Annotated in this window: 15 protein-coding genes and 1 other RNA gene; all 16 read left to right on the top strand. The window is 62.6% G+C overall.

The window, feature by feature from the left end; translation table 11 throughout:
- Positions 1-145 precede the first annotated feature (145 nt).
- The 16 genes from NE851_RS26075 (at position 146) to murB (ending at position 17,930) form a co-directional block, all read left to right on the top strand.
- Positions 146-673, top strand: a complete 528-nt coding sequence (locus tag NE851_RS26075; protein ID WP_029868443.1) for a lytic transglycosylase domain-containing protein — start codon at positions 146-148, stop codon at positions 671-673.
- 99 nt (positions 674-772) lie between these two features.
- The gene (locus tag NE851_RS26070) at positions 773-1,960 is read left to right on the top strand and encodes an NAD(P)/FAD-dependent oxidoreductase (protein ID WP_254958735.1); all 1,188 of its coding nucleotides are present in this window, start codon (positions 773-775) and stop codon (positions 1,958-1,960) included.
- 9 nt (positions 1,961-1,969) lie between these two features.
- Positions 1,970-3,145 (top strand): NAD(P)/FAD-dependent oxidoreductase, encoded by a 1,176-nt coding sequence (locus NE851_RS26065; RefSeq protein ID WP_097542143.1) that lies wholly within the window; start codon positions 1,970-1,972, stop codon positions 3,143-3,145.
- 53 nt (positions 3,146-3,198) lie between these two features.
- An RNA gene (gene rnpB, locus NE851_RS26060) (RNase P RNA component class A) lies at positions 3,199-3,596 on the top strand.
- Positions 3,597-4,023: 427 nt separating this feature from the next.
- The gene (gene mraZ / locus NE851_RS26055) at positions 4,024-4,461 is read left to right on the top strand and encodes a division/cell wall cluster transcriptional repressor MraZ (RefSeq protein WP_041935681.1); all 438 of its coding nucleotides are present in this window, start codon (positions 4,024-4,026) and stop codon (positions 4,459-4,461) included.
- Positions 4,462-4,478: 17 nt separating this feature from the next.
- Positions 4,479-5,504 carry a 16S rRNA (cytosine(1402)-N(4))-methyltransferase RsmH gene (gene rsmH / locus NE851_RS26050; RefSeq protein ID WP_254958731.1) on the top strand — a complete coding sequence of 342 codons (1,026 nt, stop codon included), beginning with the start codon at positions 4,479-4,481 and terminating at the stop codon, positions 5,502-5,504.
- A 1-nt stretch (position 5,505) separates the two neighbouring features.
- On the top strand, positions 5,506-6,000 hold the full coding sequence (gene ftsL, locus NE851_RS26045; RefSeq protein WP_183903319.1) for a cell division protein FtsL: 495 nt from the start codon (positions 5,506-5,508) through the stop codon (positions 5,998-6,000).
- The gene (locus NE851_RS26040) at positions 6,000-7,760 is read left to right on the top strand and encodes a peptidoglycan D,D-transpeptidase FtsI family protein (protein WP_047610954.1); all 1,761 of its coding nucleotides are present in this window, start codon (positions 6,000-6,002) and stop codon (positions 7,758-7,760) included. The genes ftsL and NE851_RS26040 overlap by 1 nt, the downstream gene beginning before the upstream one ends.
- 6 nt (positions 7,761-7,766) lie before the next feature.
- Positions 7,767-9,287, top strand: a complete 1,521-nt coding sequence (locus NE851_RS26035; protein WP_254958730.1) for a UDP-N-acetylmuramoyl-L-alanyl-D-glutamate--2,6-diaminopimelate ligase — start codon at positions 7,767-7,769, stop codon at positions 9,285-9,287.
- On the top strand, positions 9,284-10,717 hold the full coding sequence (locus NE851_RS26030; protein ID WP_063474587.1) for a UDP-N-acetylmuramoylalanyl-D-glutamyl-2,6-diaminopimelate--D-alanyl-D-alanine ligase: 1,434 nt from the start codon (positions 9,284-9,286) through the stop codon (positions 10,715-10,717). Before NE851_RS26035 ends, NE851_RS26030 begins: the two co-directional genes overlap by 4 nt.
- Positions 10,718-10,739: 22 nt before the next feature.
- Entirely contained in the window at positions 10,740-11,840 is a 1,101-nt protein-coding gene (gene mraY / locus NE851_RS26025; protein WP_003541415.1) for a phospho-N-acetylmuramoyl-pentapeptide-transferase, read from the top strand.
- A 7-nt stretch (positions 11,841-11,847) separates the two neighbouring features.
- Positions 11,848-13,260 (top strand): UDP-N-acetylmuramoyl-L-alanine--D-glutamate ligase, encoded by a 1,413-nt coding sequence (gene murD, locus NE851_RS26020; protein ID WP_254958668.1) that lies wholly within the window; start codon positions 11,848-11,850, stop codon positions 13,258-13,260.
- Between the two features lies 1 nt (position 13,261).
- A complete protein-coding gene (ftsW, locus tag NE851_RS26015; RefSeq protein ID WP_047610942.1) occupies positions 13,262-14,416 on the top strand; it encodes a putative lipid II flippase FtsW in 1,155 nt (384 codons plus the stop codon).
- A 6-nt stretch (positions 14,417-14,422) separates the two neighbouring features.
- Positions 14,423-15,547 carry an undecaprenyldiphospho-muramoylpentapeptide beta-N-acetylglucosaminyltransferase gene (gene murG, locus NE851_RS26010; RefSeq protein WP_047610941.1) on the top strand — a complete coding sequence of 375 codons (1,125 nt, stop codon included), beginning with the start codon at positions 14,423-14,425 and terminating at the stop codon, positions 15,545-15,547.
- Entirely contained in the window at positions 15,544-16,959 is a 1,416-nt protein-coding gene (gene murC / locus NE851_RS26005) for a UDP-N-acetylmuramate--L-alanine ligase (protein ID WP_063474589.1), read from the top strand. The genes murG and murC overlap by 4 nt, the downstream gene beginning before the upstream one ends.
- A complete protein-coding gene (gene murB / locus NE851_RS26000; protein WP_063474590.1) occupies positions 16,956-17,930 on the top strand; it encodes a UDP-N-acetylmuramate dehydrogenase in 975 nt (324 codons plus the stop codon). The genes murC and murB overlap by 4 nt, the downstream gene beginning before the upstream one ends.
- Position 17,931: the final 1 nt, after the last annotated feature.

Genomic DNA, 17,931 nt, shown 5'->3' with positions numbered 1-17,931 from the left:
TCACGGCTGTTTTCAAGTGTAACCATGAGCGCCAAATGAAACGATAAGAATTGCTACGGAACGCGATCAGTCCTTGGTCGCGTGTGACCGAATGACGGCGAGGCGCGCAGTCCTGCAATTCTTTGGGTCGGAGTGAAGAGACTATATGAAGAAGTTGATTGTTGGCGCTGCGGCGTGCTTCGGCATGCTGCTGGCGGGGTATAACTTTGCCTCGGCGAATGATGATTGGGGCGTCAGGGCGCAAACCATCCCGCTGAAGACCGTCGACCGCCAGAGTGGCTATGCCATGCCCGACTTTTCCGCCAGCATTCCCTATGCCGCGCTGATCAATAAATATGCCGCCGAATACGACGTGCCCGTCGCACTCGCCCAGGCTGTCGTACGCGTCGAGAGCAATTTCAATCCGAATGCCCGCGGCAGTGCCGGCGAAGTCGGCCTGATGCAGATCAAGCCGGCGACGGCGCGGATGATGGGATATTCCGGCACGAGGAAGGGCCTGTTCGATCCCGAGACCAACATCAAATACGGCATGAAATATCTGGCGGCCGCCCATCAGCTCGGCGGCGGGCAGACCTGCAACACGATCCTGAAATACAATGCCGGCCATGCCGCCACGCGCATGAACCCGGTGTCGAAGACCTATTGCGGCAAGGTCCTGGCGATGCTCGACTGAGCATAGCCCGGCGCGTCCCGGCAAAATTGCCTTGCGGCAATTTTGCCATATGATGGAGCGCACTTGCCGTGATATTCCGCCTTGAAAACAAGGTGGGACATGGCAGTCGATTTCAGCTTCATCATCATCGGACGCGGCATGATGGGTGCCGCCGCCGCACGGCATCTCTCCTCCATGGCCGACGGCATCGCGCTGATCGGCCCACGCGAGCCGGAAGAGCGCAAGGCCCATCACGGCGTCTTCGCCAGCCATTACGACGAAGCCCGCATCACCCGCACCTTCGATGGCAATCTGGCCTGGGGAAGCTTCGCCGCCCGCGCGCTCGACCGCTACCGCGAGATCGAGGCAAGGAGCGGCATTTCCTTCTATTCTGAGGTCGGCTGCCTTTTTGCCGGCCCGACCCCGACGGATGAGCAGGACTATATCAACCGGGCGCTGTCCGTCAGCCGGACGCTCGGCAGCGATATCGAGACCATCGCGCCGTCGGAACTTCGCCAACGTTTTCCCTATCTTGCCATCGATCCTGATTTCACAGGATATTTCGAGCGCAGACGCGCCGGCTACATCAACCCACGGGCGCTGGTGCGGGCGCAGGTTACGCTTGCCGAGCAGGGCGGCGTCTCGCTGATCGAGGCAATCGCGACATCCGTGCGTGATGCCGGTTCCCATGTCGAGGTGACAGCCGGCGGCAGATGCTACAGCGCCGAGCGCGTGCTGGTGGCCGCCGGCGGTTTCAGCAATTTCCATGCCCTGCTGCCGCGTCCGGTCGATACCAGGGTCATGGCGCGCACGGTGGCCTTCTACGAGATCGGTGAACGCGAGATGGCTGTTTTCGCGGACATGCCGTCGACGATCGTGCTCGGTGACCGGGAAGAGGATCACATCTATATCCTGCCGCCGGTGCGTTATCCCGATGGCAAAACCTATCTGAAACTCGGCGGCGACACCGAGGCGCTTTCTTTCGAGCGGTTGGAGGATGCCGGCGCGTGGTTCCGTTCCGACGGCAGCGCCGCTGAGCGCGATCATCTCTCGCGTGTCGCCTTGCAGTTGATGCCGGAGCTTGCCGGCTGCCGCGTGACCTCGGCGCCCTGCGCGGCGAATTTCACGCCGACCGGTTATCCCTATGTAGGATATACGCAGTCGCCGCGTATTGCGGTGCTGACCGGCGGCAATTTCGTTGCAGCCAAATCCTCCGACGAACTCGGGCGCCTCGGAGCGGTGCTGCTGGCGGAAGGGCAGCTCGGGGATGAGGATTTCGGCCGCGAACTGACGCCCGTTTTCGCCTAGGAGGACATTATGGCAGTCGATTTCAAATATATCGTCGTCGGCCGCGGGCTGATGGGGGCGGCGGCGGCGCGGCATCTGGCGCGGCAGGCGGACGGCGTCGCGGTGATCGGCCCGGACGAGCCTGGTGATCGCAAGGCGCATCAGGGCGTCTTCGCCAGCCACTACGACGAGGGGCGCATCACCCGCACCATCGATCCCGACCGCAATTGGGCGCTGCTCGCCAACCGCTCGATCGGCCGTTATGGCGAGATCGCCCGCGACAGTGGCGTCGACTTTTATCGCGAGGCAGGCTGTGTTGTCGTCGCGCCGAGGGCAAGCGATTATCTCGAGAGAACCCGGCAGGCGGCCGTCTCGCTCGGCGTCGAGACCCGCCTTCTCGATGGAGCGGGCCTGAAGGCTGCCTTTCCCTTCTTCGCCTTTCCTGATGATGGCGCCGGTGTCTTCGAGGTGAGAGGGGCCGGCCATATCAGCCCGCGCAAGCTGGTGAAGGCGCAGTCGCTGCTGGCGGAAAAGGCGGGCGCCACCATCATTCGCGACCACGTCGTCTCGATCCGCAGCGAGGGCGGCTTTGCCGTCGTCAAGACATCAGGCGGCCTGACCTATCGTGCTGAAAAGGTGCTGCTGGCGGCGGGCGGATTTTCCATTGCCGAGAATCTGTTGTCGCGGCCGGTTGCCATGACGGTTTATGCCCGGACCGTGACGCTGTTCGAGGTGAGCGAGACGGAGGCGGCGCGCCTAGCCGCCATGCCGTCGCTCATTGTCGATACGCCCGACATCCATATCTACCTGCTGCCGCCGATCCTTTATCCCGACGGCAAATATTACCTGAAGATCGGTGGCGACCCTGACGATGTGACACTCAGCGACGATACGGAAATGCGTGCCTGGTTCAAGACGGAAGGGCGCGACAGCGTGCGCGCGCATCTTCAACGCATCGTTGCCGGTCTGGTGCCTGATCTGGCGCCGCTTTCGATATCGACGGCGGCCTGCGTCGTGTCGCAGACGGAAAGCGGCTATCCGATGATCGGCTACACCTCGTCGCCTGAGATCGCGGTGTTGACGGGCTGCGCCGGCACGTCGGCCAAGAGCTCCGACGAAATCGGCCGGCTTGGGGCTGAGCTGCTTTTGTCGGGCAGAATCAGCGAACAAGGCTACTCCACGGATTTCACACCGCAATTTCGATAAATAATTTTTGATTTCGATAGCAATTGCCATCTCTCTCGTTTATGGGACCCCTGCCAGTTGGCCGGGCAGCCGCGCTTTACCAATGCCGAAAGGCGGTAGGGTGAGGAAAGTCCGGGCTCCACGGAAACACGGTGCCGGATAACGTCCGGCGAGGGCGACCTCAGGGAAAGTGCCACAGAAAGCAAACCGCCTGTCATGACAGGTAAGGGTGAAAGGGTGGGGTAAGAGCCCACCGCATCTCCGGCAACGGAAATGGCACGGTAAACCCCACCGGGAGCAAGACCGAATAGGGATGACGCGGCGGGCCGAAAGGCCTTCCGGCCGGTTTCCAGGCCAGTCATCCGGGTGGGTTGCGCGAGGCAGCGTGCGAGCGCTGTCCCAGAGGAATGGCTGCCACGTTCCGGTTCACGCCGGAGCCATACAGAACCCGGCTTACAGGCCAACTGGCGATTAACTTTTGTGGCGCGGAAAACCCACGATTTCAGACATCACTTCCATATAAGCCTCTGAAATCGAATGATTTCAAGCGGATGCTCATGCAACCCCGCGAGTGGAAATTCTTTTTGCGAAAGTGTGGTTGCGCGCCTCCTGCGGGAGGGTGATCCTAACCCTTTGTTAAACTTAACGGCTTATAAATTTTTGATCATGCGTCTATTGCAAAACGGGCGCATCCCATTGACGCCCATATGGTCCCATGCTATCCCAAATGCGCACTGCACCAGGGCAATCATTTGCCCATTCATCGCAAAGCAAAGGCGTCTTCCTCTCCGGAAGCGTCGGACGGGTTTTTGCTCATCCGGCTTGCGAAGCTGTGTCTGATATTGGGAGTTTCGGGCGTCTTTTTGTCCGGATCCCTGCGGGAACGGATGTTTCGTGTAATGAGCCGCTTCCTATCGAACGCGACCAACAGGATCGATGCCAAGGGCCGGGTTTCCGTGCCGTCGGCGTTCCGTTCCGTGCTGGCGCAGCGCAATGTCCAGGAGCTCTATTGCTTTCAGGATTTTGTGTTTCCGGCGATCAGCGTCGGCGGTCCGGATCTTCTCGAGAGATTCGAACGGCAGATTGCTGCGGAGGATCCGTTTTCGCCGGATGCGAACGAGATGTCGCTTCTCATTCATGGAGGCGGGGTCTTCATGAGGCTCGACGCCGAGGGGCGGCTGATGGTCACGGATTTCATTCGCGGCTTTACCGGCATCTCGGACGAAGTGACTTTCGTCGGTCGGGCGGATCATTTTCAGCTGTGGCAGCCGCAGGCTTTTGTGGCTGCGCAGGCGCAGGCACGAGGGGAACGCAAGCTGGCGGGCAAGCGTTCCTGAAAGAACGAGGAAACGGAATGGTGGCGAATCCTGGCGGAGGTTCAACTGATGCCGGTGGCGGATCGGTTCGTCACATTCCCGTTCTTCTCGAAGAAGTCCTTGCGGCGCTGGCGCCGGCTTCCGGCAAACTCATCCTCGACGGTACATTCGGTGCGGGCGGTTACAGCTCGGCCATCCTGGCGGCCGGCGCCGAGGTGATCGCGCTCGACCGCGACCCCACGGCGATTGCGGCTGGTCAAGCAATGGTCGCGGCCCATGGCGGCCGTCTCAAGCTTATTCATTCGCAGTTCTCGCATCTTGCCGATCATGCGCCGCGAGGCGGGCTCGACGGCGTCGTGCTCGATATCGGCGTCTCCTCCATGCAGATCGACGAGGCGGAACGCGGCTTCTCCTTCCAGAAAAACGGACCGCTCGACATGCGCATGTCGGCGACAGGCGTTTCGGCCGCCGATGTCGTCAACCGCGCCAAGGTCGCCGATCTCATCCGCATCTTCCATTTTCTCGGCGAGGAAAGCCAGGCGCCGCGCATCGCCCATGCGATCGAGAAGCGCCGCGCCGAAAAGCCGTTCGAGACGACACGCGATCTCGCCGGTCTCATCGAATTCGTCACGCCGCGCAAGATGAAGGACAAGATCCATCCGGCAACGCGCGTCTTCCAGGCGCTGCGCATCTTCGTCAACGACGAGCTTGGCGAGCTGGCGCAAGCGCTGTTTGCGGCGGAGACGGCGCTGAAACCCGGCGGACGGCTCGTCGTCGTCACCTTTCATTCGCTCGAAGACCGCATCGTCAAGAAATTCTTCTCCGACCGCGCCGGCAAGGCGTCGGGTTCGCGGCATCTGCCGGTCGCGCATGAACGGGCGGCAACCTTTGCGGCCATCGGCAAGCCGATGGTTTCGGCAAGCGAGGCGGAGGCGGAGATCAATCCGCGCGCCCGCTCCGCCAAGCTGCGCGCCGGCCTGAGGACGGACGCTGCGGCCGAGGCCGCGGATATGTCGCTCTTCGGGTTTCCCAATCTTGCCAGCCTCGGAAAGCTTGGTGGTTGATATGCTGAAAACCTTCGATCTCGTGCTCATCGGCGTCATGACGGCCACCGCCGCCGTGACCTACACGATCAAACATCGCGCCGAATTGAAGCTCGAGGAGGTTCATCGCCTCGAAGCCGAGATCAAGCTCGAGAAGGATACGATCGACCTCCTCAAGGCCGACTGGGCGCTGCAATCGCAGCCGAACCGGCTGGAGCGGCTGGTCAAGGCCTATAATGACGAATTGCAGCTGCAGCCGACGGCGTCGACGGCGCTGGTGCATGCCAAGGAATTGCCGATGCTGAAATCCGAGGTTCCCGTGCCCGACGTGACGGAGGCCAAAGCCAACGGCGCGGCCGTGGCCAGCGCCAAAGGCGCGACTGGTACCTCCAAGATACAGCCCATTCCCCAGCCTGCGCCGCGTGGCGCGGCGGAGCCGCACGGCGCAGTGGCGCCTGATGGCGGGGCGGAGGACGACGCAGGCGCAGACGAGATCGAAACGGGGTCGGTGGAATAATGTCGTTTCTTTCCCGCATCATGGTTTTGAAGAGCCAGGCGCATTTCTCCGCCGGCGTCTATAACCGGTTCGGCGGTCCTTCGCCCGCCGGCCTGGCGATCGAGGGATCGCGCAAGAAAAAATCAGGACAGGCGAAAAGCCGCGTCGGCTTGCTGATTCTTGGCTTCATGGGTGTCTACGTCATTATCGGCGGACGTCTCGTCGAATATGCGATGAAGGATCAGGAGGTCGTCTCCAGCATCCTGCCGCCCGACCGGCTGATGGCCTCGCGCCCCGACATTCTCGACCGCAACGGCGAGGTGCTGGCGACCGACATCCGCACCGTCTCGCTGTTTGCCGAGCCCAACAAGATCGTCGATGCCGATGAGGCGGTCGAGAAACTTGCAACGGTGCTGCCCGAACTCGACGTCAGGGACACCTATAAGAAGCTCTCGGTCAAGACCTCGCATTTTGCCTGGCTGCGCCGGCAGCTGACGCCGAAGCAGCAGAGCCAGATCCTGGCGCTCGGCATTCCCGGCATCGGCTTCCGTCCGGAGAAGCGCCGTTTCTATCCGGGCGGCTCGACCGCCGCGCATATCCTTGGCTACGTCAACATCGACAACCGCGGCGTCGCCGGCATGGAGAAATATATCGACGACCAGGGACTTGCCGACCTCGCCTCGGTCGGCATGACCAGCGACCAGCCGCTCGAGCCGGTGCGGCTTTCGATCGACCTGCGCGTGCAGAACATCGTCCGCGACGCGGTCGTCAACGCCGTCAACAACTTCCAGTCCAAGGGGGCGGGAGCCGCCGTCATCGACGTGCACACGGGAGAAGTGCTGGCGATGGCGTCGGCGCCGGATTTCGATCCGAACGATCCGCAGGAAGGCGCCAAGGAAGGTTGGCTCAACCGGATGACCAACGGCACCTTCGAAATGGGTTCGACCTTCAAGACCTTTTCGCTGGCCATGGCGCTCGACACCGGCAAGGTCAAGATGACCGACAGTTTCGACGCCAGCAAATCGATCTATATCGGCGGCTTCACCATCCACGATTTTCACGGGCAGCGCCGCTGGCTGACCGTCCCCGAGATTTTCCAGTATTCTTCGAATATCGGTACGGCGCGCGTCATCGACATCGTCGGCATCGACGCGCAGAAGGACTATCTGACCAAGTTCGGCCTGTTGACGAAGATGCAGACCGAGCTGCCCGAAGTGAAGATGCCGAGCCAGCCGCGTGTTTGGAAGAAGATCAATTCGATCACGATTTCCTTTGGCCACGGCGTCTCGACGACAGCCCTGCAGACAGGGGTCGCCGCCGCCGCCCTCGTCAATGGCGGCAAGCTGATCGAGCCGACGTTCCTGCCGCGCACGCGCGAACAGGCCGATCAGATCGCCACGCAGGTGATCAAGAAGTCGACCAGCGACAACATCCGCTATCTCCTCGACTTCAACGGATACAAGGGATCCGGACGTGTCGCCCGCGTGCCGGGCTTTGCCGTCGGCAGCAAGACCGGTACCGCCGACAAGGTGGTGAACGGGCGTTATTCGGCGACGCTGAATTTCAATTCCTTCATTGCCGCATTCCCGATCAATGATCCCAGATACGCCGTGATCACCTTCTGCGACGAGCCGAAGACCGGTGAGAAGCAATATGGCGGAACGATCTCTGCCGGTACTGCCGGCCCGATCGCTCGTGAGATCATCAGCCGCGCAGCCCCCATTCTCGGCATCGAGCCGAAATTCGGGGAGGGCGGTTCGGCCTTGCTGGTGTCTTATTGAGTGTGAATGAATATCGACGCCGATTCGCGAGGGGTGAACCGGCTTCAAGAGAGAAAAGTGCATTCGATGAAATTGCGAGACCTGGCCGGAGATCAGTTTCCGGAACTTGAAGCACAGCTCGAAGGCCCGGCAGGCTTGATTGATATCTCAGGCCTGTCTTCGGATAGCCGCAAGGTGACGCCGGGCAATGCCTTCGTCGCAGTCGCCGGCACCAAGGCGGACGGCGTGGGTTTCATCGCGGATGCCGCCGGCCGCGGCGCTGTTGTCGCGATCGCCTCTCAAGCTATCGATGCTTCCATCCCGGTGCTTGCGGTCAAGGAACCGCGCCGCTTCCTTTCCATCGCCGCCTCGCGTTTCCACGGCAGGCAGCCCGATACCATGGTCGCCGTCACCGGCACGGCGGGCAAGACTTCCGTTGCCTCCTTCGTCAGGCAGATCTGGGCGCATGCGGGCCATGCGGCCGCAATGATCGGTACGACGGGGGTCGTCTCGCCGACGCGCAACGAATATGGCTCGCTGACGACGCCCGATCCGGTGTCGCTGCACGAGCTGCTGGCGGAACTCGCCGAAGAAGGCGTGACGCATGCCGCCATGGAAGCTTCCAGCCACGGCCTCGACCAGTGCCGGCTCGACGGCGTCAAGCTTGCCGCCGCCGCCTTCACCAATCTCGGCCGCGACCACATGGATTATCATCCGACCGTCGAAGCCTATATGGCCGCCAAGATGCGGCTTTTCGATACGCTGTTGCCGAAGGGGTCGCCGGCGGTGATCTTCGCCGACGATCCATGGTCGGCGCAGGCGATCAAGGCGGCGACCGATGCCGGTCACGACGTTCGTACCGTCGGGCGAAAGGGCAATTATCTTTCCTTGAAGCGCGTCGAGCACTTCCGCCACAAGCAGACGGCCGAGATCCATATCGGCAGCGAGATCTTCGAGGTGGACATTCCGCTGGCCGGCGATTTCCAGGTCGCCAACGCGCTTGTTGCGGCAGGGCTTGCCATGTCGACCGGCGTGGCCGCGAAGGTTGCGATGGCGGCGCTGGAGAAGCTCGTCGGCGCGTCCGGCCGTCTCGAACTCGTCGGTCATACGAAAGACGGCGCTCTCGCCTATGTCGACTATGCCCACAAGCCGGATGCTCTGGAAAACGTGCTGGGCTCGGTGCGACCCTTCACCACCGGCCGCGTCGTCGTCGTCTTCGGCTGCGGCGGCGACCGTGACCGCGGCAAGCGGCCGATCATGGGCGAAATCGCCTGCCGGCTTGCCGACGTCGTCATCGTCACCGACGATAATCCGCGTTCGGAGGAACCGGCTTCGATCCGGGCGGAGATCATGGCGGCAGCAGGCTGCGCCTCGGAAATCGCCGATCGCGCCACGGCGATCCGCGAGGCTGTGGGCATGCTGAGATCCGGCGATACGCTGATCGTCGCCGGCAAAGGGCATGAGGAGGGGCAGACGATCGGCGGCGTCACCTTGCCGTTTTCCGATCATGCGGAGGTGCGCAAGGCCTTGGAGGAACTGAAATCTTGAGCTGGCTCTGGACGACCGAAGACATGATCGCAGCGATGGCGGGGCGCCCCTTCGGCACTCTGCCCGAAGGCATCACCGGCATTTCCATCGACAGCCGCTCGATTACTCCAGGAGAGGCTTTCTTCGCGATCAAGGGTGATCGTGTCGACGGTCACGATTACGCGTCGATGGCGATGGCGAACGGTGCCTCCCTTCTTGTCGTCAGCGAGGCGAGGCTTCCGGCCATGGGTCGGCTGACGGTGCCGATGATCGTCGTGGAAGATGTGCTTGCGGCACTCGGCCGTCTCGGCCTTGCCTCGCGCGAGCGCTCGAAGGCCCGGATCATCGCGGTGACGGGATCTGTGGGCAAGACGACCACCAAGGAAATGCTGCGGCATGTGCTGTCGCCTTCCGGCAAGGTGCATGCTTCCGTCGCCTCCTTCAACAATCATTGGGGCGTGCCGCTGACGCTGGCGCGCATGCCTGCGGATACGGATTACGGCGTCTTCGAAGTCGGAATGAACCATCCCGGCGAGATCCGGCCGCTGGTGGCGATGATCCGTCCCGATGTCGCCATCATCACGACGATCGCGCCGGCGCATCTCGGCAATTTCAAGAACATCAAGGAAATCGCCGCCGCCAAGGCCGAGATCTTTGAGGGACTTGAACCCGGCGGCCATGTTGTGCTCAACCGCGACAACGACCAGTTCAATTTCCTCGACCGCACGGCGCAGTCGCTCGGCATCGAGCATATCCATTCGTTTGGCCAGCATGCCAAGGCCGAATTCCGGCTCGCAGAGTTCAATGGCTCCGACGAGAATTCGACGCTGTGGCTGACGATCGGCGGCGAGACGCTGGAGGTCGCGATCGGCGCGCCCGGCCGCCATATCGCCGAGAATGCGCTGGCAGCCCTCGGGGTCGTCAGGATCGTCGGCGCCGACATGGAGAAGGCGATCGAAGCGCTTGCGACGCTGAAGCCGGAAAAGGGCAGGGGCAAGCGCCACCGGCTTTCGATCGGCGGCGGCAGCTTCACGCTGATCGACGAGAGCTACAATGCCAATCCGGCCTCGATGCGTGCGGCGATCGCACTCTTGGCTGCCTCCGAGCCGACCGGCCGCGGACGCCGTATCGCCGTGCTCGGCGACATGCTGGAGATGGGCGACTATGCGCAGAAGGTCCATACCGACCTCGCCGTGCCGCTGCTTGCTGCCGGCATCGAATATGTCTGGCTCGCTGGAGCCGAGATGGCTGCGCTCAAGGAATCGCTGCCGGAGAGCGTCCATGTCGAATATCGCGAGAACACGAGCGAATTGACGGATTATGTATTGAACTCGGTCGCGCCAGGCGACGTGTTGATGGTGAAATCGTCTCTGGGCATCGGTTTCGGCAAGATCGTCGCCGCGCTCCTTGACAAGTTCCCGTCATTTGCCGACACGCAACGCGAACTTTGATCGGGTAAACAAGGGGCCCTGAATGCTGATCTGGCTTGTCGAACTGTCGGAATATTTCAAATTTCTGAACCTGTTCAGATATATTACCTTCCGCACAGGGGCCGCTCTCTTCACCTCAGCGCTGATCGTCTTCCTGTTCGGACCGACGATCATCAACTCGCTGCGCATCCGGCAGGGCAAGGGCCAGCCGATCCGCGCCGACGGGCCGCAAACGCATTTCAAGAAGGCCGGCACGCCGACCATGGGCGGGCTGATGATCCTCGCCGGCATCGTCGGCGCGTCGCTGCTCTGGGCCGATCTTTCCAACGTCTACGTCGTCGCCACCTTGCTGGTGACGCTGGGCTTCGGTGCGATCGGCTTCTACGACGATTATCTGAAGGTCACGAAGCAGAGCCATATGGGCTTTTCCGGCAAGGCGCGTCTCGGCATCGAATTCGTCATTGCCGGCATCGCCGTCTATTTCATGATGCGCACCGCTCTTGCCTCGGGAATTGCCGGTTCGACCTTCGGCTCCTCGATCGCGTTTCCCTTCTTCAAGGACTTCATGATCAATATCGGCATCATGTTCGTCGTCTTCGGCGGTTTCGTCATCGTCGGCGCCGGCAATGCCGTCAACCTGACGGACGGCCTCGACGGGCTTGCCATCGTGCCTGTCATGATCGCCGCCGCCTCCTTCGGCGTCATCGCCTATCTCGCCGGCAACGTGGTGTTTGCCAACTACCTGCAGATCAATTTCGTGCCCGGCACCGGCGAGCTTGCCGTCGTGCTTGGCGCCGTCATCGGCGCCGGCCTCGGCTTTCTCTGGTTCAATGCGCCGCCGGCCGCCATCTTCATGGGTGACACCGGGTCGCTGGCGCTCGGCGGCACGATCGGCACCGTCGCCGTCGCCACCAAACACGAGATCGTCATGGCGATCATCGGCGGCCTCTTCGTCATCGAAACGCTTTCGGTCATCATCCAGGTCGGCTTCTTCAAGATGACCGGCCGGCGCGTCTTCCTGATGGCGCCGATCCATCATCACTTCGAGAAGAAGGGCTGGACCGAAAGCCAGGTGGTGATCCGCTTCTGGATCGTCGCCGTCGGCCTTGCCATGCTCGGCCTCTCGACGCTGAAGCTGCGGTGAGGCGGCGATGATCCCGGTCACGACGCTCAAGGACAGGAAGGTCGCGCTCTTCGGGCTCGGCGGCTCCGGCTTTGCCACCGCCCGGGCGCTGATATCAGGCGGCGCCGATGTGACCGCCTGGGACGACAATCCCGACAGCGTCGCCAAGGCCGCGGCCGAAGGCATCCGGACGGAAGACCTGCACACCATCGATTGGAGCCAGCAGGCGCTGTTCGTGCTGTCGCCCGGCGTGCCGCTCACCCATCCGAAGCCGCATTGGACCGTCGATCTTGCGCGCGCGGCGGGCGTCGATATCGTCGGCGATGTCGAGCTCTTCGTGCGCGAGCGCCGCGCCCATGCGCCGGATTGCCCCTTCATCGCCATAACAGGCACCAACGGCAAGTCGACCACCACGGCGCTGATCGCCCATATCCTGAAATCATCAGGCTACGACACGCAGCTCGGCGGTAATATCGGCACGGCCGTGCTGACGCTCGATCCGCCGAAGACCGGGCGTTACTACGTCGTCGAATGCTCCTCCTACCAGATCGATCTGGCGCCGACGCTGAACCCTTCGGCCGGAATCCTGCTCAACCTGACGCCCGATCATCTCGACCGTCACGGCACGATGCAGCATTATGCCGATATCAAGGAACGACTGGTCGCCGGCAGCGATGTCGCGATCGTCGGTGCCGACGACAGCCATTCTGTCTTGATCGCCGACCGCGTCGAGCGGGCGGGTGTCAAGGTGGTCCGCATTTCGCGCCGGAACGTGGTGGCTGACGGCATTTATGCCGAGGGCACGAGGCTCATCCAGGCCGCCGGCGGCGCCATGCTGCCTTTCGCCGATCTCGACAGCATCCAGACGCTGCGCGGCAGCCATAATGCGCAGAATGCCGCCGCCGCCGTCGCCGCCTGCCTTGCCGTGGGAGTTTCCGCCGCCGACATCCGCGCCGGGCTCGCCTCGTTTCCGGGACTGAAACACCGCATGCAGCCGGTCGGCCAGCGTGGCCGCGTCGTTTTCGTCAACGATTCCAAAGCCACCAATGCCGATGCCGCCGCACCCGCGCTCTCGAGCTACGATCGCATCTACTGGATCGCCGGCGGTCTGCCGAAGGCAGGTGGCATTACGACGCTTGCTCCCTATTTTCCACGCATCGCCAAGGCCTATCTGATCGGTGAGGCGGCGGCGGAATTCGCTGCGACGCTCGGCGAGGCCGTGCCTTACGAGATCTCGGGTACGCTGGAGCGCGCCATCGCGCACGCTGCAGCCGATGCCGAGCGCGACGAAAGCGGTGCTTCGGCCGTGATGTTATCCCCGGCTTGCGCAAGCTTCGATCAGTATAAGAATTTCGAAGTCAGGGGCGATGCCTTCGTCGGCCACGTGGCAGCGCTTGACGGGATTGCGATGCTGATCGGTCCGGCAACAGGAGAGAAATGACATGGTAAGCCGTGCGGAGCGTGGGCCTCTGGCCGATTGGTTCTGGACCATCGACCGCTTCTTCCTGGCGATGTTCATCTTCCTGATGGGCATCGGTTTCATGCTGTCGTTCGCGGCTTCTCCGGCGGTTGCCGAGCGCATCGGGCTCGAACCCTTCCATTTCGTCAAGCGCCACGCAGCCTTCATGATCCCCTCGATCGCCGTCATGCTCGGGCTGTCGTTCCTGACGCCACGCCAGGTGCGGCGAACCGCGATCCTGATCCTGATCATCTCGATCGCCATGATGGTGCTGGTGCTGTTCGTCGGCCAGGAGGTCAAGGGCGGCAGGCGCTGGATCTGGATCGCTGGCCTTTCCATCCAGCCGTCGGAATTCATGAAGCCGGCCTTCGTCGTCGTCTGCGCCTGGCTGTTTGCCGAACATGCGCGCCAGCCGGAAATCCCCGGCAATCTCTTCGCCATCATCCTGTTCGGCATCGTCGCCGCCCTTCTCATCGCGCAACCCGACCTCGGCCAGACCATCCTGACGACGGCCGTCTGGGGCGGGATGTTCTTCATGGCCGGCATGCCGTGGATCTGGATCATGCTGCTCGGCATCGGGGGCGCCGGCGGCCTGCTCAGCGCCTATTACGTCTTCCCGCACGTCGCCGGCCGAATAGACAAGTTCATGACCGGCGAGGGGGACACGTTCCAGATCGATACCGCGCGCGAAGCGATCATCCGCGGCAGCTGGTTCGGCCAGGGACCGGGCGAAGGTATCGTCAAGCGCATCATCCCAGATGCCCATACCGACTTCATCTTCTCGGTCGCGGCCGAGGAGTTCGGCATCGTCTTCTGCATGGCGCTCGTTGCGCTGTTTACCGTGCTGGTCTTGCGCGGCCTCTCGCATGCCTATCGCGAGCGCAACGATTTCAACCGTTTCGCCGTCGCCGGCCTGGTGCTGCAGATGGGCATCCAGTCGATCATCAATATCGGCGTCAATCTCGAACTGCTGCCGGCCAAGGGCATGACGCTGCCGCTGATTTCCTACGGTGGCTCGTCCATGGTGGCGATCTGCGTCACTGCCGGCTTCATTCTGGCGCTGACGCGCCATCGACCGGAAAAACGTGCGCAGGACCGGAGCCTCTTCCGCGTCCCGCACGGCATGCCGGCGGAGTAGAGGACTATGAGCAAAGGCATCGTGCTGCTTGCCGCCGGGGGAACCGGCGGCCATGTATTCCCGGCTGAGGCGCTGGCCTTCAAGCTGAAGGAGCGCGGCTATTCGGTGCATCTGGTCACGGATAGCCGGGCCGAGCGTTACGCCGGCAAGTTCCCGGCCGAGGAAATCCATGTCGTGCCGTCGGCGACGATCGGCTCGAAGAACCCGGTTGCCGTCGCCCGTTCGCTGTGGACGCTGTGGAGCGGCATGCGCGCGGCGAAGAAGCTGATCCAGCGGCTGCGGCCTGTGATCGTCGTCGGTTTCGGCGGTTATCCCACCGTGCCGCCGCTGCTTGCCGCCACCCGGCTCGGCGTGCCCTCGATGATCCACGAGCAGAACGCCGTGATGGGCCGCGCCAACAAGGCCTTAGCAACCCGCGTGCAGGCCATCGCCGGCGGCTTTCTGCCCGAAGGCGGCGCCGCTTTCCCGGACAAGACGGTGACGACGGGCAATCCGGTCCGCCCGGCGATCATCGCCGCGGCCGAGGTACCTTACACGCCATCGCATCCCGGTGAGGCCTTCAACCTCGTCGTCTTCGGCGGCAGCCAGGGCGCGCAATATTTCTCCAAGGCGCTGCCGACGGCGATCAGCCTGCTCGACGATGCGCTTCGCGTGCGGCTGCGTATCACCCAGCAGGTGCGTCCCGAAGATATGGAAATGGTCAGCGGCTGCGTCGCCAAGCTGGAGATGGGGGCCGATATCGCTCCCTTCTTCACCGACATGGCGGAACGGCTGGCGAAAGCGCATCTCGTCATCTGCCGTTCGGGCGCCTCGACGGTTTCGGAAATCTCGGTCATCGGCCGGCCGGCGGTGCTCGTGCCTTACCCGCATGCTCTCGATCACGATCAGGCGGCCAATGCCGCAGCACTCGCTGCGACCGGCGGGGCGAAGGTGATTGCCCAGTCGGAACTGTCGCCGGAGAAAATCGCGGCGATCCTGACGGCTGTCATGAACGATCCGGAAAAGCTTTCGCACATGGCAGCGGCGGCGAAACTCGCCGGCAAACCCGATGCCGCGAACTTGCTTGCCGACATGGTTGAGGCTATTGCCGCCGGACGGACAATTGCGGAATTCAAGAGGACACGCGCATGAAACTGCCAAAGGCGATCGGTCTCGTCCATTTCATCGGCATTGGCGGCATCGGCATGAGCGGCATTGCCGAGGTGCTGCACAATCTCGGCCACAAGGTGCAGGGATCGGACCAGGCCGACAGCGCCAATGTCCAGCGCCTGCGCGAGAAGGGCATCGAGGTGTCCGTCGGCCATCGGGCGGAAAACCTGGGTGACGCCGAAGTCGTCGTCGTCTCGACGGCGATCAAGAAGAGCAATCCGGAGCTCATCGCCGCGCGCGAAAAGCTGCTGCCGGTGGTGCGCCGCGCCGAAATGCTGGCAGAGCTCATGCGCTTCCGCAATGCGATCGCCATCGGCGGCACGCATGGCAAGACGACGACCACCTCGCTGGTCGCGACGCTGCTCGAAGCCGGCGGGCTCGACCCGACCGTCATCAATGGCGGCATCATCAACGCCTACGGCACCAATGCCCGCATGGGCGAGGGCGAGTGGATGGTGGTCGAGGCCGATGAATCGGACGGCACCTTCCTGAAGCTTCCGGCCGATGTCGCCGTCATCACCAATATCGACCCGGAACATCTCGACCATTACGGCAATTTCGATGCGGTGCGCGCCGCCTTCCGGCAGTTCGTCGAGAATGTGCCGTTCTACGGTTTCGGCGTCATGTGCCTCGACCATCCGGAGGTGCAGTCGCTGGTCGGCCGCATCGAGGACCGCAAGATCATCACCTATGGCGAGAATCCGCAGGCCGACGTGCGCTTCACGAATGTGCGCATCGACGGCACGCGCTCGATCTTCGACGTCGAAATCCGCCGCCGCCGCACCGGCCAGGTGATCGAGCTCAAGGGGCTGGTCATGCCGATGCCCGGCCGGCATAATATTTCCAACGCCACGGCGGCGATTGCCGTTGCCAACCGGCTCGGCATATCGAGCGCCGATATCGCCAAGGGGCTTGCTTCCTTCGGCGGCGTCAAGCGGCGCTTCACGCTGACCGGCGAATGGAACGGAGTGCAGATCTTCGACGATTACGGCCACCATCCCGTCGAGATCAAGGCGGTGCTGCGCGCTGCCCGCGAAGCCTGCAAGGGGCGCATCATCGCGGTTCACCAGCCGCACCGTTATAGCCGTCTTGCCAGCCTCTTCGAGGAATTCGCCGCCTGCTTCAACGATGCCGACAGCATCTTCCTCGCGCCTGTTTACGCAGCGGGCGAGGATCCGATCGAGGGTATCGATTCCGTGTCGCTGGTTTCGCGCATAAAATCGGGCGGCCATCGCGACGCCCGCTTTCTCACCTCGGCGGAACTTCTGCCTCAGATGGTCTCGGAGGTTGCAAAGCCTGGCGATTTCGTGGTTCTGTTGGGGGCTGGGAGCATCACATCCTGGGCAGCGGCGCTGCCCAAACAACTGGAAGGCCTTTCGGGAAAGTCCGTATGAAACAGGTGAATGGGGAAAAGCTTCTCGCGTCTCTCGGAGACGGTGTAAAGGATATCCGCGGCCGTATCACGCCGGATGCCCCCATGGACCGCGTCACCTGGTTCAGGGCCGGCGGCCTGGCCGAACTGATGTTCCAGCCGCATGACATCGACGATCTCATCGCCTTCCTGAAAATATTGCCGGAAGAGGTGCCGCTGACCGTGGTCGGCGTCGGCTCCAACATCCTGGTTCGCGACGGCGGCATTCCCGGCGTCGTGCTGCGCCTGTCCGCCAAGGGGTTCGGCTTCGTCGAGCTTGCCGGCGAAAACCGCATCCTGGCCGGCGCCATCTGCCCTGATAAACATGTGGCGGCGATGGCAATGGATAACGGTATCGGCGGCTTCCATTTCTTCTACGGCATTCCGGGCAGCATCGGCGGCGCGGCGCGGATGAATGCCGGCGCCAACGGCGTGGAAACGCGCGAGCGGCTGATCGAGGTCCACGCATTGGATCGCAAAGGCAACAAGCATGTGCTGAGCAATGCCGAGATGGGTTATTCCTATCGCCATTCGACCGCATCCAGCGAGTTGATCTTCACCTCCGTGCTGTTCGAGGGCTATCCGGAAGAGCGGGCGCAGATTCGTGCCGAGATGGATGCTGTGCGCAATCACCGCGAGACGGTGCAGCCGGTGCGCGAAAAGACCGGCGGCTCGACCTTCAAGAACCCGCCTGGCCATTCGGCCTGGAAGCTGATCGACGAGGCAGGCTGCCGCGGCCTCGTCATCGGCGGAGCGCAGATGTCGTCGCTTCACTGCAACTTCATGATCAATATGGGGCAGGCGACCGGCTACGATCTCGAATATCTCGGCGAACAGGTGCGCCGCGAAGTCTTCGAGAAAGAGGGCATCAAGCTCGAGTGGGAAATCAAACGCTTCGGCGTCTTCATGCCCGGCCGGGAAGTGCGCCCATTCCAGGGTGTCACGAGCGAATAAC

Source organism: Rhizobium anhuiense bv. trifolii, from assembly GCF_024346605.1.
In the GTDB taxonomy this organism is placed as follows: Bacteria; Pseudomonadota; Alphaproteobacteria; order Rhizobiales; family Rhizobiaceae; genus Rhizobium; species Rhizobium anhuiense.
The sequence above is the reverse complement of the archived record's forward strand: the minus strand, read 5'-3'. Positions and strand labels throughout refer to the sequence as shown.